We start from the raw sequence: 17,819 nt of genomic DNA on the forward strand, positions 1-17,819 counted from the left end.
TTAATTAACTTTGCAAAACCTATCGGGTGGTACACGTTTCAAATGCTACCCGGGTCCCTTTTCAAGTGTTAGCTACAACTATGACATGGTTACCAAAATTTTATTGGCTTATACCCATATATTCTTAACCCAAACTCATACCACTATGTATAAATCTTGATTGGAATCAGTCATAAATAAACATAAACCCAACCTTGACCAATAGTAAAATTAAAATCAGAACTGGGATAGTCGTTGATATAATTTACAACTTCTTTATTTCAGCCCATGAGAGGGTGGTGGACAATCGATACCCCACATCTTATTTTGTCTGTTTCCCATTTTCAAGATCAATACACCTTCATTTATCAAATCCTCATGTGCAAACCAGGCATGATTCAATTCTTTGCCATTGAGAGTGGCCGACTGGATGTATTTATTTTCATCTGACACCCCCTCTGCTATAATTGTGAAAAACTTGTTGTTATGTAACTTGATACGGACCTCACTGAACATCGGACTGCCAATGGTATAAATAGGCAGTCCCGGAGTGACAGGATAAAAACCGAGAGAAGAAAAGACAACAAAGGCTGACATGCCCCCTCCATCTTCATCCCCAGGAATGCCCATCAAATCATTGCGAAACCACATCTTTAACAACTGGCGGATACGCTTCTGAGTTTTCCAAGGCTGACCAGCATAACAATAAAGATAAGGAATATGCAGAGACGGCTCATTCGCCATGGAGAATTGTCCCACATTGCCAGTATGATCGGGTAATTGAGAATAGAAATCAAATTTACTTTTTCCCAAAGACTCATTGAACATCTGATCCAAATTGGCAACAAACTGTTCCTTGCCATTCATCAGTTCAATAAGGTCGGCAATATTATGCGGCACATCCCAACGATACACCCAACCATTATTTTCTCCATAATACTCACGGGCACCCTGACCACCAGAAAAGCGGTAATCAAATGGGCTAATCCACTTGCCATTTTTATCCTTTGGATGGAAAAAGCACGTTTCCTTGTTGTAAATATGGCGATAATTAAACGAACGACAACGATAGTAGGCAGCTTCTTCATCCTTATTTAGCATTTCAGCGATGCGTGACAGACACCATTCGTCATACGCCGTTCCGAGTGTCACGGCTACAGATTGACGTTTTTCGAAGGAATGTACATTCGGATCAGTTTCCTTTTCATCAGGCTGCAAAGCAGGGATATACCCCTTTTCTTTATAAAACAGATCAATCCAGCCACAGGTTGCTGCTGACCAAGGAGCCAATGTCTTCTCTTCAATAGCACGTTTGCACACATTGTATGCTTTGGTTAAATCAAACTTGATTCCTTTGGCAGCCGCATCTGCAATCGTAGCCACTCCATGATTAGAATTCATTCGTCGAGAATCTCCTGTAATTTCCGGGAAAGTAGGCATCCACATCGTTCCCATCTGTTCTGCCATACGCAAATAGGACCGAATGATGTCCAACTCCGTATTTTGATCGATAAGTACACGTAATGGATGGGCTGCACGATATGTGTCCCATATCCAATCATCTGTATAGAAAGGCAAACCATAATCATTATGTACCCGATGATCGAACGCGCTGAAATAGCGCCCGTCTTCGCTGATACAGACTGGGCGTTCAAATACCCTGTACAAAGAAGTATAAAATACCCGCTTACTGTCAGTATCTCCTCCCTTAACGTCTATCTTGCCCAAGGAAGCATTCCAGATATTCCGCCCTTTATCAGCCAGTGCCACCACATCATAACCGGACAATTCACGTTCCATGTTTTTGCGAGCTTGTTCTTCACTGATAAATGAAATACCGTATCTTACACGCACATACTCAGTTTGTTTTGCAAAGGCCAACACCGCACACGCATTGTGACCTTCTGCAGTCGTCGTACGGCTCAATTTCCCATCCACCAGCATGTCTGATTGTACTGGCATCTGCTCAGTTTCCAAATACAGATAGACTCGAGTGTTGTTATCCAAATGCTGGTAACCACTGATATGGTTTTCCGCTACCTGAACTTTTCCGTGCCGGGAATTCACAATGAGATAAGCCGGTTTGTCCGTTTGGGTAAAGCGGAGTTGGTATAAAGCCGATTGACGTGAAGGCGCATACTTGACCTCAATTTGTTCTTCATCCAAAAACACTTCGTAATAGTAGGGCTTGACGTTCTCATGGTCATAGCTATAGTTTACGACCGGCTGTAACGGCTCTCCTTGGCAAGGACTAAGGTTAAAGGCCGAAGTGCCCCGATGGCTGGTAATGATGAGCGGCAATCCATGTAATTGACTACCTGTATAATCACTCCGTTCGGGATATACACGCAACATGCTGTTGGGCAAATGAATCGTAGGATAAGTGGGTACTAGTAAATGGCTGATGTTGCCCATATAAGGGTTGACATAGTCAACGGGAGTCAAGTTATGTTCTTTATTCGATCCCTGAGAGAGGGCGTACCCTGCGAATAAAAAAACAAACACAACACACAAAAAGTATAAATGTTTCATTTTCTTACAGAACTAAGGATTGTATTTGGGCTACAAAAACAGCAGCCATACGGTTTTGAATATAACAGTCTTTACCCCGGTTGGGATGCCATCCATACTCAACCCCATCAATACACTCTGTGTCATCGGCAAAGAGAGTGCTCGTTTGTCGGTGTGTTTCTGGATGCTCAACGGTCTTTGAAAAGCCAATCTGTTCATCAAATTTTACCAGTGGAAAGCCCCATTTGTCGGAGAGTTTCCTGATAGATTCATTATACACCACGCGTGCATCGTGCCAATGGGTACAAAGCAGAATCACAGCCGGCTTCCCCCCTTTCACACCGTAATACTTCGAACCTTTGTCAAATTGAAGTTGATAACAATCGGATATGTATTTCTTGATTACATAATCAAAAGCGGCCGCATAGTTGCCACGGGTAAAAGGCAAGGCATATTCGTGATAGTCCTTTTTCAGCTCATTCGGGGCATACACATCCCGGTTGTGTACCTGCATAATCACGAAGACATCCACCTCGTCCAATTCCTCACGGGAATACAAATCGCCACGTGACATTCGGTTCGCCACATCCGCAATGGCTTCTCCTCCGATGGCCCGGTTGATTCCCTTCGCACGCAACGCCTCACACCCCAACTCAAACCAACCGTTATCCACGGATGCAAAAGAAGCGCCTGACAAGAGAACGGTCAGCTTCTTCTTCTCATCAGACATTGATAAATAACCTTCTCGTACCGGAGAACATATATCCTGTGCCGGTAAAAACGAGACCCAGCAGTATAGGAGTAGTATTATAATATAAATCCTTTTCATCATAATTCATTTAAAAGATGTAACTTTCCGTCTCTAATAATCTTAAGAACCAATTCACCAAACAAGGAATTTTGCCAGGCAAACCACGAACGTGTGAACTTTTCAGGCTGATCTTTGTGAAAAGACTCATGCATAAAGCCTGTATTAGCATCCGTAGCCAACAGCATGGCAACGCACAATTTGATTTCCTCATCGTTCTCCGACGTCATGGCACGTATGATTATGCTCATGGGCCACACCATGTCCATTCCTATGTGAGGGCCACCGATGCCTTCGGCATATTTGCCCTTGAAAAAATACGGATTGTCCAGACTCAACAGATATTTTCGCGTATTCTGATAAATCCTATCCGAGGGCTTCACATCGCAGATGTAGGGCAAAGCCAGCAGACTGGGAATATTAGCATCATCCATGCAGAGCTGATTGCCGTATCCGTCCACTTCAAAAGCATAAATCTTTCCATAGGTAGGATGCTTGTGTATGGCATGTTTTTTCAACGCTTCGCCCACTTCCATATACAACACATTGCACGCACGAGCCATTGCTTTGTTTTTGTTCACCTTCAATAGGATCTCCTCCATCTGACGCAAGCTGGTCACAGCAAAAAAGTTGGAAGGAATCAGGAACGGATAAACAGTCGCGTCATCCGAAGGGCGAAAAGAAGAGGCAATCAGTCCGTTGGCACGGACCGGATTTCCATATCCATCGTTGGATAACGTGTCATACTGCCGGTCCGTCACACGTAAAAACGAATAATTACCCCGATTCTCCTTCCGTTGCTGGTCTTTGAAAACTGTCAGGATAGATTCAACCACCTGCATCCATTCCGCTGTAAAAACGCTGTCATCACCGGTTACTTTCCAATAATGATAAGCCAGACGAACAACATAACACAGCGAGTCGATTTCCCACTTTCTTTCGTGAATTCCCCCTCTCATTGGTGTCCTGTCATTTTGCCACTCCCCTTTTCCAGAGAGATCACGGTAGAACGCATTCGCATACGGATCCAGCAGAACTAATCTGAACTGTCGTAGAATCACCCCCCGAATCATTTTCCTCAACCGCTCGTCCTCATTGGCGTACATCAGATAAGGCCACACCTGGGCGGAAGAATCCCTAAGCCACATTGCCGGAATATCCCCCGTTACCACAAAAGTGTCGTCCTCCGGTTCCGATTCATAAAACACCGTCGTGTCCAATGTGTTGGGAAAACAGTTGGCAAACATCCATTTGAGCTTCTCATTTTTCAGTAGAGTGACCGTCTCCTCAATAACCCGTTCGACGACTTCTGACCGGAAAAGTCTTTTTTCCACCGGTGGACGTTTAGACGTATACATTTCAACATGATCGATCCATTGCATTTCTTGTCCCGAAGAACAAGGATGTGCAAAAAGTAGAGAACAGACCCATAAAGAGCCTATAGTGAGTAATTGTCTCTTCATCTTACAAAGCTAGTCTTACTGCAGGAACGTAATTGAATTTCGCACCGCCAATGTTAATTCTTGCGCCAATTCTAAAGTAATATTGCGTGCCGGATTTTATATTTTCATGTTTTAAGTCCAATTCCAATGTAAACTCATTGCCAAGGTACGAGTTATCCACACCTTGCTTTACCACAAACTCCTTGAGTGGTTCGCCAACATTCGGTTCACGGTGACCGTAAAGAGCCACTTCCGCCACCTCTTGGTCAACCGTCTTTTCTAGACGGAACTTAGCCACAACCTTGCTACCATTTTTTTGAATGGAAGCATTTTTAATACGGATGTAAGGCTGCACTCTGAAGTCATATACCGTATTACCTTTCACCACAACTTCTTGATCTTTGACAGACACAAAGTTACCACGCATCAGACTCATCGTATACGAACCTGCAAACATCACGTTGTTTCGATACGTACCATTGTTCTTAATTACCATGTATTGCGTTTCAGGATTCTCAAACCCATGTTCGATAAATTCGATTTGTGCCCCGTCAATAATATCCTGTTCAACCAGTTCGCCAGTTTCAATGTCTAAGATTTTGCCTTCAATGGTAGCATTCGGACCATCATAGTTGTCTATTTCCAACAAGTCGCAGGAAGTGACTGCAAACAATGTCAGCAAAGCGAAAGCCATATTTTTAATGTTACGTTTCATAGTTGCTATTGTTAAATTAGTGTTTTGGATTCTGAGTTAAACCATTGGTAGAAGTTCCAGGAATATGTCTGTAATAATGATGCGTTTGGAAAGTACAAGAGTTTGCACCCGGTACAAACTTACGCACAAAAATATACTGAGGCTTTTCCCCTCGTAAATCAATCATAGGCACCAACGCCATTTTACGGCGGTTATCGAATTCCGAATGGAAATCCCTGCGTCTAATCAAATCCCAGTAACCCTTATTTTCAAAAGCCAACTCAATTCTCCTTTCGCGCAACACATTATCAAGAGTCAAGTCAACCTCTGTAGTATGAGCTGCTCTCTTACGCAAGTCATTCAGTCCCTTCTTGGCCATATCCAGCAAATTACCATCCGTTTCACCCTTTTCAACAACCGCTTCCGCAAAGTTCAGCAAGATTTCGGCGTATCTGAAATCCATAAAGTCGGTAGTCGACTGCAACTCCTTGGTCACGGTCAGGTTCTCATTTAAGAATTTGCGCATCAAGAACCCCGTACGCGTACAGTTCGGTGTACCGTCAAAACCCGAATAATCCTTCGAGAATTGAGCACCGAATGTATAATACGTCTTACCATTATGTTCACAAGCACCCGGTGAACTCATCAAGTCACCATTCGGTTTAATCACCCCCCCCTGGATTACAATCTTCTTCCCTTTCCACACACTGTTCGGATACGTGATGCAAGCAAAAAAGCGGGCATCCTTATGCTTGAAGATTTCCTCCGGCGAATCAAAATGGCGATAAGCAACATACGGACGATAGCCTTCATTATCGCTCACCTTTCCATCTTCCGTAGTGATGATCGGAGCAGCATGCCCCGGATTGGTATAATCCTCATACAAGTCAATCAACTCAAGAATTGGATTGGTTCTACCTCTGTGAGGGAATCCTTCCGCATTCTGATTCGGATTGTTCCAGGCATCATAATCATGTGCAATCCGAGTACCCGGAGCTCCATAGCCTTTGATAAAAATAGCCTCTTCACCAGCCACATTCGGATCTGTGAAAAGCGCTCTGTAGTTAGCAATCGCTTCTTGCACACTACCTGGATGCGCCTTATACAACCCAAACCTATTGGAAGCGATGATAGCTTTAGAAGCATCTATGCAAGCCTGATAATAACGGCTGGCATCTGACTTGTCCAAACCAACAAAATTCTTATCCACCGCTTCCCCTTCCAACGGAGCCTTGTCCCAATATTTAGCTACAGAAGCTGCATGTAATGCTGCCCTTGACTTCAGAGCATACGCCGTCCACTTCGTCGCCCTGCGCTTCTCTTCACTCGGATTGTTTCTGGTTTCCGGCAACAGACGAATCGCCCTGTCACATTCCTCCATCACAAAATCCCACGTTTCTTTTTCTGTGCTACGAGGTACCTTCAAGTTATCCGTATTCGGCTCAAACTCCTGATACTTCGTAATGATGGATACCCCCCCATAACGCTTCGCCAAACCAAAATAAGTATACGCCCTTAAGAAATGGGCTTCCCCCATCAACGCATCCTTTTCCTCTACCGAAATATCCAAATTGGGAATATACGTCATCAGCAGATTGATATTTCTGTTCAAAAAATACCCCTTATTCCACCAGTCATTGGCAAATTGGTTCCAGTTGGGCCATTCCGAATGGATGGCTTCCAGCGCATATTGCGCCAACGTCAAAGAACCAGTATTCCCTCTGGCGTTAAATCCGGCAGCAGGCATATATACAAAATCTTCAATCGGTGAACCATAATAGAGATCAGCTAGAAACGACTTGATACCATTGGGATCCGACAAGACACTTTCACCCGGTATTTTATTTTTTGGTTCTAAATCCAGAAAATCAGAACAAGCTCCACATAACACGAGCAAGAACCCCACAATTACATATTTAAAATTTAACATCTTTTTCATACGTATAATATTTAGAATGAAACACTTAAGCCTACATTAAAACTCTTTGTCAAAGGATAGTTGTATCCGGCACCATAGTCACCCTCCGTCTTTTCAGGGTCAAACTGTTTCAAGAACGAGTCGGTGAATGTAAAGAGATTGTATGCATTGAAATAGAGTCTCAAATTTTCAACACCATATTTTTTAGTAAATGTTCTAGGCAATATATAACCCACTTCAAAGCTCTTCAGGCGTAAATAAGACGCTTTCATGTTCCATGCCTGACTATCGCGGTAAGAAGAACCCATTTCCTGAGAGAAACGATTAGCAGGCCATTTACCAGGCACCCAATTGGTGTTGTCAGGATCATAGGAATCCTCCAAATGCCATCTGTCAAAGAAATAAGCAGGTAAATTACCATTGTTGAAGAACATTTGGCTGAATACCTCATTGAAACGGATGTTGTACATACCAGCACCTTGGAACACCATTGTCAAATCCATATTTTTCCATTGTGCATTCAACGTAAAACCATAAAAGAGTTTCGGTGTCTTGTTTCTGAATATCGGTTTGGTATCATAACCATTGATCACACCATCACCGTTATAATCATCATAGATATAATCACCCGGCAACAACTGCGTATTTCCTCTATTGTCGCAATGAATAGCCCCATGTAAAATCTCTTCATAATTTTGGAACTGTCCGACTTTGTCGAATCCCCAAACCAAGTCATTCCAACGGTTTGTATATCCATTCTTCCAACGGTCGTAACTGCTTCGTGCAGCCGGTTTATCCACTGTGCGATGCATGGTTCTGGCAATATTCATGTTGAAAGAAGCGCTGTAAGAGAAATCATTGATGCGATTTTTGTGAGAAATGGTCAAGTCAAAACCCTGTGTACGTTCACTTTCCACATTCTCCACCGGCATTGATCCACCAAACGTATTCGGCAAGTTGCCTTCTCTGATTTTCAACTTTCCGCTCTTGTGTTTCTTATAGAAGTCAAGTTCAAAATTCAGTTTGTTTCTTAGCACAGAAAACTCGACCCCCACATTATACATCTCCGAACGCACCCACGTAAAGTCCCGATTGATCACACCCGGAGCTGCCATCGTACCCAGGAACTTGCCATCTTCAAACTCATAACCAATATTCACATTAGGTGTGAAACCCATCACGTGTTGGAATGGCTCTCCTACATTTTCACCAATGACGCCATAAGAACCACGGATTTTCAAATTATCAATAAACGAAAAATTATCTTTGATAAAGCTTTCTTCAGAGATTCTCCAGCCGGCTGATAAAGAAGGAGAGAACGCCCATCTTTTGCCGGGTGCATAACGGTAAGAGCCGTCATAACGGCAAGCATATTCAAATAAATACTTACCCATGTAGTCATAGTTAAATTTACCGATGTATGCCATAGTTGTCTCTTCATGTTCCGTACCGCTATTCGTCTGTACCCCCGATGCATAATCCATCACATCTGTCGTGTAAAAATCATATTCACGTTTCAAGTAAGAGTGTTTCTTCTCATATTTCTTCTGTTCGTAAGCAACTAATGCCGAAACATGATGTTTGTCCAGGAAGGTTCTGTCGAATGTCACCTGCGCCTGCAACACAATGCGGTCTGCATCTTCCACATTATTGGCAATACGCGGCTTGTTTTTCAACTGATAATTCAAATCGGACGAATAAATGCGATAACTCTTCCATAAATTTTTATTGAATACACTATAGCTGTCATAGGCAATGGTGCCTTTCGCCTGCAGTCCCTTCAAGAAAGGCGCATCATAAGTCAGCGAAACAGCCGACTGAAGCGATTTGTTCTTGTCCACCGTATACCCTGCATGCTTTTTCTGTGACATCACCACCGGATTTTCCTGATTGTAGATATTCGCCGGATAAGCCGGGTCATCGTTAATATACGGACGTTCGTTCGGATGACTGATGATGGTACCTTTGTACATCCATATAAAGCCATCACCACCCGGGAAATCCCTCATGCCATAACGGCCCGAAACCATCACATCCGTTGTCAGATAACGGTTCAATTTGGCAGAAACATTGCTTCTGAACGTATAGCGGTCATAACCCATATCCCCACTCTTGAAAATACCGTCTTCATCATAGTAGCTGAAACTGAGGAAGTATTTCATAATCTTATTGCCACCCTCAATAGACAAGTTATGATTATGTCTCAAACTGGCTTTTTTCATGGTTTCATTGTACCAGTCCGTACTTTCATAACCCGGTCCGCCAGCTCTCCACTTATTTAGTTCTTCATTGGTAATACTATGCACCCCGTCTCTATAAAAAATCGCATCATCGTACATTTCCAGATATTGGGCCGCATTGGCCATGAGGGGACGGTCAGTAACCTTCTGCCAGCCCACATTACCCGAATACGTAAACTGAGGACGGTGGGATTCCCCTCTCTTCGTAGTCACCACAATCACACCATTACTGGCATTCATGCCATATACTGCAGCGGAAGCGTCCTTCAACACCGAAACACTTTCGATGTCACTAGGATTCAATTGTTGGAATTCAACGCTACCATCGCGTACAATACCATCGATGACATACAAAGGTTCTCCATAGCCGCGGATGTTAATCATAGAATTAAAAGTACCCGGCTCACCATTCTGCTGTCTTATCTGCAATCCCGGCATCTTACCCTGTAAAGATTGCGCCAGGCTGGAGCTCACAGTCGTATTGATCTCCTTGGTCTTTAACGAAGCAATACTTCCCGTCAAGTTACCTCTCTTCTGCGTACCATACCCCACAACTACCACTTCATCAACTAGATTGGCATCCTCTTCCAGCGTAATTTCGTAATAATCCTTCTTCACTCTCAGTTCCTTCTTGCCGAAACCGATGTACGAAATCGTCAGCAAGTCGTTTTCGTGCGCATTCAAAGAGAATTTACCATTCAAATCAGAAATGGTACCACCGGCACCGTTTTCCACAGCAATGGAAGCGCCGATGATAGGAACACCAGAGAGGTCTCGGATAATCCCCGAAATCCTTTTGGCACTCCTCTGCTGTCCTTTCGACACTTTGGAATCAATTTTATACAACACCACATTCTTTCCCTTAATTTTATAGCCGATATTTTCCCCTTTGAAAACCACCTTCAAGATTTCCTCAATCTTTTTATTTTTTAAAGACACCGAAATCTTTCGCTTGGGATTGAACAGATTGTAATCATAAGTAAAAAACAGATTGTTCTTTTTTTCAATGATTGATAGCACCTCCGTGATGCTTTTGTTTTTCACATCCAGTGAAATGGTAACATTTTGAGCATGCAATGCAAGTACTCCGTTAAATAGGAATAAAAATGTTAACAAAAGCACAAAACTGCAAGAGTTCCTATTCCATCTACTAAAAAAAGTTACGCATTCTTTTAGATAGAAATAACTGGTTGGATTTTTCATAAATTTGTAACTGAGTAATTGATTTAATCTTTAATTAATTTATTCGACGACAAGGATTGTGAATTGCTGCAACAATTTGCAATCCTTTTTCTTTTTCTTCTTTTTCTGTTAATTGTCCTCCTTTCTTATTATAAATATATGTTCTTTTTCCAGATACGTCAATTGCCCACTTTCCTGCAACAGGTCCAAGACCTCCGTCAAGGTCGATTCCCTATGCACGTGGCAGAAGAACCGTTTTTTTTCAAGCGAAGGATCTTCAATGACAATTTCCCTGTCGAATTTCCGTTTCAATTCCAACACAATGGTCTTCAGTGTTTCCCCGGGGAACATCAGTTCCCCCGTCCGCCACGTACCAGCCGTAGAAGCATCCATTTCACGAATCGAACTCAGACCCGTTTCGAGAGAGACTGTCAGCATTTGATTGGGCTTTATCCGTATATTTTTATTCTTATCAGTATACACTTCCACCTGCCCTTCTTTTAAGAGAACTGTTGGATCCTCACCGGAATACGATTTCACATTAAATGTAGTACCCAGTACACGTACTTTCAACCTCTCCGTTTCCACCAAAAACGGCTTGTGTTCATCACGGTTCACTTGAAACAAAGCCTCACCTGCCAGTTTGACCGTACGGTAACCCCTAGCAAATTTGGTGGGATAAGTAAACCGGCTACCTGAGTTCAACCAGATATGTGTACCATCCTCCAATACCAAATTGGCTGTCTGCGAGTTGGGGACAATTACCGTATTAAATCCAACCGGTCGTGTAACCTCCATGTAATATAACGTTCCCAACCCTACTGACAATACAATTGCTATTGATGCAGTTATTTTTAGGAAGAGTGATGATTTAGGTTTATGGATATCGTTTTTTTGTGTTGTATTGTATGTCTCCTGTTCCTTAATTTTGGATTCAGATCTACTCATCATCTTCTCTATCATCTTTTGGTAAGATGCATTCAGATGTATCTTTGTTGCATAGTTGGCTTCTTCTTTTTTCGACCAGATTTCCTCCAACGAGAACAAAAAAGTCGAGTTAGCAGGTTCTTCCCTTCTCCATTTGTTGATCTTTTTGTAATCCTCCTCCGAAGCGGAATGATTTAAAAAACGCTTTAATACATTTAAATCCATATTACAGTAATATATAATTCAACATTAGAGCAATCCAAATTCCGACATGCCTCAAGGACTTGCGCAATTCCGCGATGGCTTGGGCAAGGTGTGTCTGTACCGTACGTAAGGACACATGCATCTGATTGGCTATGTCCTTTTGTGACTTCCCTTCGAAGTAGAATAAGTTTAAAGCTTCCGCACGTCTGGGAGGCAATTGCCTGATTGCATTTTCCAGCAACTTATAGTTCAACTCCTCATTCGTTTCAGACATCGAAACAGTCGATTCAATTTTCTGGTTGTAATATTCACAACGATCAATGGCCAGTTGCCACTGTTCCCGGTAGTTCTCCACTACCTTTTGGTGCTTCAGATAGTTTAGACAACTGTTTTGCGTGGCTTTGAATAGAAAGGCGGCCAGCCTACTGGAAACAATCATATGATGTTGTTCCCAGTAAGCGACAAATACATCATGTACTATATCTTCAGCAACCTCTTCATCAACAAATTTACATGCATGAACCATCAATTTAGGATACAGTTCATCATAAACTTGTCTAAAATGACTGATAGAATCCCCCCCCTTTTCTTGCATTCCATTTGAATATTGAGAGTCCATAATAACGGTTTGTATCTGTGGCTATTTGATGGCAGACAATACGATTTTTTCCATAACCTCATATCCTTTATCTGTAGGGTGGACACCATCATACGTATATTCATCAATCATGCCTCCGTTCTCTTTGCTCATTTCACTGAAGTAATCAATGTAGTGTACATGTTTTGCTTTGGCAAGTTGCCGGATCCGCACATTCAGCTCATAAATCTGTTTCACTGCATCCGTAATGTCTTTTCTCCAAGGATACACATCAACCGGAAGAACCGAAGAAAGATACACTTTGATTTTATGTGATTTGGCTAACTCTACCATTGATTTGATGTTACTCACCGTATATTCGATGCTGTACTTACCAGTATTTTCGGCTATGTCGTTCGTACCGATGTTGATGACAACAGCTTTTGGTTTAAGGTCAATCACATCTTTTTGGAAGCGGAGCAGGAGTTGCGGACTGGTTTGACCGCTGATGCCACGACCTAAAAATTGATGACCTGTAAAAAAAACGGGGCGTTTGCTAGCCCATCCGTCGGTAATGGAATTTCCGATAAAAATCACTTTCGGATAAGTTTTGTTTTGAATGATGCGTTCATTATCCTTTTGATATCTTTCAAAATCAGGATACTCGCTCAGTGTTTGGGCCGTTGCCACTGTTGCGAAAAAGTACAGAAGAGCAAAGAATAAGTGTTTCATATTTAGTATTATTTAGTAATGATTGTTAGCAATATCTTATATTAAGACAACTACACTATCAAAAGTACGTATTCTAATAGTTAAAAGAAAAAGATTTTTATCTACTATGATATTACGTTTTATGCCTTTTGCTTTTTATTCCCGTCAACACCGTTCAAGGAAGCATTGTTCCCCTTTGACATTTTGATTGTCCACGATACTATTTACAATTGGTCCCATGCTATGTTTCACACGTATATCTTCACGTAATTTCTCTAACAATAAGCCCAACTCCGACAAAGAACCTCATTTACGATAGTGGTGATAAAACAACTGTCACTTTGGGAATTCGAAAAGAGGCATATGCCATTGACAACTAGTCTTAACTAAAAAATACAGCATTACAAATCATATTTTACTCTTCCTGCAAATTTAACACTTTTGTTATATACGCCATTCGGTCTCCGTTAGATCAGCCTGGTACATTTTTCGTTTGGCACCGCAAAGAAACTATTCGGCCGCGGAAACGTCAGTAAAAAAAATCAGCTGTTTTTAAAACATATATAGTCCTCATCATTATTTCTACAGCCCGAACATCTTTTTCAATCTCTAGACCGTACTAACACTCACTCCCTCGGTTCTGGCTATCATCTTCATCTGATAACTTTACCGGAAAGTCTTGACATACCGAAACGATTGCCGGACAAATCCATCGGACCATCATCCGCATATTCTCCCACTTCAACTTACACACATAAAAAACTGCCGTCTGACAAAACCCCGAAATCCTTACATGTGTGATTTTAAAAAATGTTCAATTTCAAAAATGAAAGAAACATGAAAACAGAAACAAAAAGAATTTTGGAAAAGGCCCAGGCAGGTGATGCAGAGGCTCAGTATCTAACCGGTCTGTATTATGAGGATAAGGGAAATGCCGACGAGGCTTTCCTATGGTATGACCGTTCGGCTACACAGGGATTCGTATATGGAATCAACGCCGTTGCCATATATTACCTGAAAGGGATGGCTGTAAAGCATGATACCGGCAAGGCAATCGCTCTTCTAGAGAGTATTGCAGATAAATTCCCCACAGCCAAAGCCAATCTGGGCCATATATACCTGGAAGGGCAGGGATGTCCGCAGGATATAGGGAAAGGTATCGGGTTACTCGGACAGGCTGCGGATTCAGGTGACGGACTGTCGGCTTTCACAATGGGGCATATACGCCTCAAAGGGCTGTTTGGGACTCCCGTAATGTACAAGGAAGCGACAGGATGGTTCGAGAAGGCCTATGAACTGGGGATATATGACAGTGTGGACTTCCTCTGTGACCTGTATGAAGGTCTGTATTCACGGGGCATGAGGGACATCAGGAAATACAGGTTATGGTCGGATGTCAGAAAAAGCCTTGAAAAAGGAGGTTCCCGTACCGGTCTGGCAATGCCATCATCCGCAAATGGAGGCAATGTACCGGTATTCGGGGAGGCAAACGGCAGACAGTACATCATCATCGGCGGGGAGAAGGCTTATGTCGATCTCCTCGTTGCTGAGACATTCCTGGTCAATCCTGATCCGAAGGCCTATACGGAAGTGGAGCATATTGACGGCGACATGTCCAACAATGCGGCTGATAATCTCAGATGGATAAAAAAGCAATAAAGTCTATGGTAAAGAATATGAAAACGACATTGACAGAAAAGATTAATTGGACAAAGTACAACCTGGCTTATCCTGAGTTAGGAGATGTTATACAGATGATTCGCACGGGAGACATGCAATTGCATGACAATGAGTTTGGAGACTATACATTGAAGCAGGCAATAGAGCATATCAGAAGTGTAGCTCCAGGTGACATGCGGAAATGGAAAGCCAGACTCCTGCCCGCTGTTGCCTATAACGGTACATTCAGGGAACTTAACGGTGCGGGGCTGATTGAATACTCGCGTGTGACGGCATTGGATTTTGACCATATAGCAACACCGGATGAAATGATCCGGTTACGGAACAAGCTGATGATAACCGAATGTGTCCTGAGTGTTTTTGTTACACCCAGTGGAAATGGACTGAAGGCTCTGGTTTTGCATGACAATACAGATCCGGCCAGACATGAAGATTTGTATGGACAGCTACTGGATAAATTCTATGTGGCAAACAGAAATGATGCAAGCTGTAAAGACCTGGCACGCAGAAATTATCTGAGTTACGATCCTGACATCTGGACCAATCCAAATCCTGAACCGTACCCTTATGTCCCCACCATAAAGCCACAGGTACAGATGCCACAATCATCCGGGACAAGAACAGTGTCGGACAAAAGCATCATCAGCATCATGAACTCCCACTGGAAAAGGAACAATCCTGAATATTGGAAAAAAGGCAACAGGGGAAACTGCATCTTCAGGTTAGCCTGCTGGATGTGCAAATGGGGTGTTGACGAGGAATTGGCTACTGAGTATTTCATTGATGGCTGGGAAGATGACACAATGGATGAAAAGGAAATCAGAAGCCATGTGGGCAACGCCTATAAGACCGAAGAGAAGAACTTCGGAACATTGATATTTACAATACACTGATTTAATCACCCCTTTAAAAAAACAATTATGGCACTGACAAAAAGCCGGGGTAACATGTATCCTTTTGTTACCCACACGTGGAATGCAATAAAAGGAATATGTTTTCATGACTGCCCCTATTGTTACATGAAAAAATTCGATGGTCTGCTTCCTATACGGTTTGACCCCAAGGAACTGGAAGTAAACCTGGGTAACGGCAATTTTATTTTCGTTGGTAGCGGAACGGACGCATGGGCTTTCGACGTACCTTCGGACTGGATTGCCCGGGGTCTGGATTATTGTGACAAGTTTGATCATAACTATCTTTTCCAATCCAAGGACCCCATACGTTTCTTGGAGTTCATAGGGCATCCGGTAATGAAGAAATCGGTTTTGTGCACGACCATTGAAACCAATGTCTTTTATCCGGACATCGTAAGGAATGCTCCAGGTACCCGGAAACGTGCCAAAGCCATGCAAAAACTGGCGAGCCTTGGAATGAGAACCTATGTGACCTGTGAACCTCTGATAAAATTCGACTTGCCCGAAATGGTTGAACTTGTCAGCATGTGTTCTCCTGTACAAGTCAATATCGGCAGGAACTCACGACAGGACATTACCCTTCCCGAACCGACAAGGAATGAAGTGCAGGCATTGATAACCGAACTTCAGAAATTTACCAAAGTGGTAGTCAAATCCAATGCCAAGTGCTGGACTTGAGAATGTACTGACTGATTGGAAAGATAAAGGAGATGCTGCATAAGCTCTCCTTTAAAATTTCGTCAAAGCCAATAAAGAATCCATATGTCAAGGATACAGGTGAAAAATATTGCAAAATAACACCTTGTGAGTTAACCGGAGGCAAGTTTATTATACATATACTGCATATTTTATTATAATACCCACTCAGGCGGCGTGAGCCTACAACAAACGAAAGAAGAAAGATATACAATAGTTTCATGCAACTTTTTTTGTCAAAATGAGAGATTTTACTTAAAAGAAATAGATTGCATAAGGAAAAATATTGATGCGTTCCGTTTACTCATCGAAGTGTAAAAAGGGTATATAAAAACATTGCAAACCTTTATATATGAAATGAGTATAAACAAAAATAAAACAATTATGGATAATAATATAAATAATATGATATCAATTAGTATGCCGAAAGGTTGCAGGTATATGAGTGATTATGAAAATCTCTTGAATGGGGAATTGCCATTGGATGGTAAGTTTATCCTGAACAAGACTGTAACCGGTTGTGGTGGTACATCCCTGTTTCTCGATTCGAACTTTCCTGTGGTAATAATTTCGCCACGACTTCAGGTGTTGAAAGAGAAGCACAGACAATATCCCGACAGTTTTCACTTCCATGTCCCATTCAGTGGTAATAGAGGACAAGCAATAATCCAAATGATGCGTGATCTTGATTCGTACCTGGACTGTCATCATGGAAGCACACCATTTACCCCCTTGCCAATGAGACCTGCCAAGATACTGGTTACACTGGATTCATCGGACAAGGTTCTTGGTGTCCTTAGAGGAAATAATATGCTGGATTCATGCCTCTTTGTGGTCGATGAGTTCCAATGTCTTATGGGCGATGCGACGTTCAAGGGCAGTACGGACATGAATTTTCTCATCCGGCTTGACAGTGAAGTGAAACGTATCTGTTACTTGTCCGCTACACCTGTCCCTGACATCTACCTTGACTACATACCTCAATTCGCCAACATTCCCTACTATAAACTGGAATGGGATCCTGATGTGATTGTGGAGCCGACATTGAAGGAGAGGCAGATGAGGAACGGTGAGACTGCGGAGAAACTGTGTGGGGAACTGATACAACGTTACAGAAGGGACGGATATTTTGAAAGGAAAATAGTGGATGGAAATATAGTCTGTTCCCGTGAAGCCTGCATATTTCTCAATGAGGTCAAGTCGATCATAAGGATAATCGGGCAAAACAGTCTGAAGCCGGATGAGGTGACTATCCTGTGTGTAGCTAACACTTGAAAAGGGACCCGGGTAGCATTTGAAACGTGTACCACCCGATAGGTTTTGCAAAGTTAATTAA

13 protein-coding genes are annotated in these 17,819 nt (G+C 42.5%); 4 read left to right on the forward strand and 9 right to left on the reverse strand.

Features of this window, described 5'->3' with window-relative positions:
• Window positions 1-255: 255 nt before the first annotated feature.
• From ABUA47_RS15520 to ABUA47_RS15560, 9 genes are all read right to left on the reverse strand, one after another.
• Window positions 256-2,511 carry a GH92 family glycosyl hydrolase gene (locus ABUA47_RS15520; RefSeq protein ID WP_005824115.1) on the reverse strand — a complete coding sequence of 752 codons (2,256 nt, stop codon included), beginning with the start codon at window positions 2,509-2,511 and terminating at the stop codon, window positions 256-258.
• A gap of 4 nt (window positions 2,512-2,515) precedes the next feature.
• Window positions 2,516-3,322, reverse strand: coding sequence for a DUF5040 domain-containing protein (locus tag ABUA47_RS15525; protein WP_005824118.1), 807 nt, complete (start codon window positions 3,320-3,322; stop codon window positions 2,516-2,518).
• Window positions 3,319-4,761 (reverse strand): glycoside hydrolase family 125 protein, encoded by a 1,443-nt coding sequence (locus ABUA47_RS15530; protein ID WP_008665704.1) that lies wholly within the window; start codon window positions 4,759-4,761, stop codon window positions 3,319-3,321. Before ABUA47_RS15530 ends, ABUA47_RS15525 begins: the two co-directional genes overlap by 4 nt.
• A 1-nt stretch (window position 4,762) precedes the next feature.
• Window positions 4,763-5,455 carry a DUF3823 domain-containing protein gene (locus tag ABUA47_RS15535; RefSeq protein ID WP_005824122.1) on the reverse strand — a complete coding sequence of 231 codons (693 nt, stop codon included), beginning with the start codon at window positions 5,453-5,455 and terminating at the stop codon, window positions 4,763-4,765.
• Between the two features lie 16 nt (window positions 5,456-5,471).
• Window positions 5,472-7,373 (reverse strand): RagB/SusD family nutrient uptake outer membrane protein, encoded by a 1,902-nt coding sequence (locus ABUA47_RS15540; RefSeq protein ID WP_005824124.1) that lies wholly within the window; start codon window positions 7,371-7,373, stop codon window positions 5,472-5,474.
• A gap of 11 nt (window positions 7,374-7,384) precedes the next feature.
• Window positions 7,385-10,636 (reverse strand): TonB-dependent receptor, encoded by a 3,252-nt coding sequence (locus ABUA47_RS15545; protein ID WP_227238993.1) that lies wholly within the window; start codon window positions 10,634-10,636, stop codon window positions 7,385-7,387.
• A 267-nt stretch (window positions 10,637-10,903) separates the two neighbouring features.
• Complete coding sequence (locus ABUA47_RS15550; RefSeq protein ID WP_229031936.1) at window positions 10,904-11,572, reverse strand: FecR family protein; 669 nt, start codon at window positions 11,570-11,572, stop codon at window positions 10,904-10,906.
• A gap of 355 nt (window positions 11,573-11,927) precedes the next feature.
• Complete coding sequence (locus ABUA47_RS15555) at window positions 11,928-12,524, reverse strand: RNA polymerase sigma-70 factor (RefSeq protein WP_005824130.1); 597 nt, start codon at window positions 12,522-12,524, stop codon at window positions 11,928-11,930.
• Window positions 12,525-12,545: 21 nt separating this feature from the next.
• Complete coding sequence (locus ABUA47_RS15560; protein WP_005824132.1) at window positions 12,546-13,214, reverse strand: GDSL-type esterase/lipase family protein; 669 nt, start codon at window positions 13,212-13,214, stop codon at window positions 12,546-12,548.
• A gap of 816 nt (window positions 13,215-14,030) precedes the next feature.
• Here ABUA47_RS15560 and ABUA47_RS15565 point away from each other — a divergent pair.
• From ABUA47_RS15565 to ABUA47_RS15580, 4 genes are all read left to right on the forward strand, one after another.
• Window positions 14,031-14,852: an SEL1-like repeat protein gene (locus ABUA47_RS15565; RefSeq protein ID WP_016274150.1), complete on the forward strand. Its 822-nt coding sequence runs from the start codon at window positions 14,031-14,033 to the stop codon at window positions 14,850-14,852.
• Between the two features lie 17 nt (window positions 14,853-14,869).
• Window positions 14,870-15,766, forward strand: coding sequence for a BT4734/BF3469 family protein (locus tag ABUA47_RS15570; protein WP_227238988.1), 897 nt, complete (start codon window positions 14,870-14,872; stop codon window positions 15,764-15,766).
• A 27-nt stretch (window positions 15,767-15,793) separates the two neighbouring features.
• Window positions 15,794-16,465 carry a hypothetical protein gene (locus ABUA47_RS15575; RefSeq protein WP_349831742.1) on the forward strand — a complete coding sequence of 224 codons (672 nt, stop codon included), beginning with the start codon at window positions 15,794-15,796 and terminating at the stop codon, window positions 16,463-16,465.
• 423 nt (window positions 16,466-16,888) lie between these two features.
• Window positions 16,889-17,758 carry a hypothetical protein gene (locus ABUA47_RS15580; protein WP_259324997.1) on the forward strand — a complete coding sequence of 290 codons (870 nt, stop codon included), beginning with the start codon at window positions 16,889-16,891 and terminating at the stop codon, window positions 17,756-17,758.
• Window positions 17,759-17,819: the final 61 nt, after the last annotated feature.

Source organism: Bacteroides sp. RTP31139st1_H2_RTP31139_211217, assembly GCF_040227615.1.
GTDB lineage: Bacteria > Bacteroidota > Bacteroidia > Bacteroidales > Bacteroidaceae > Bacteroides > Bacteroides uniformis.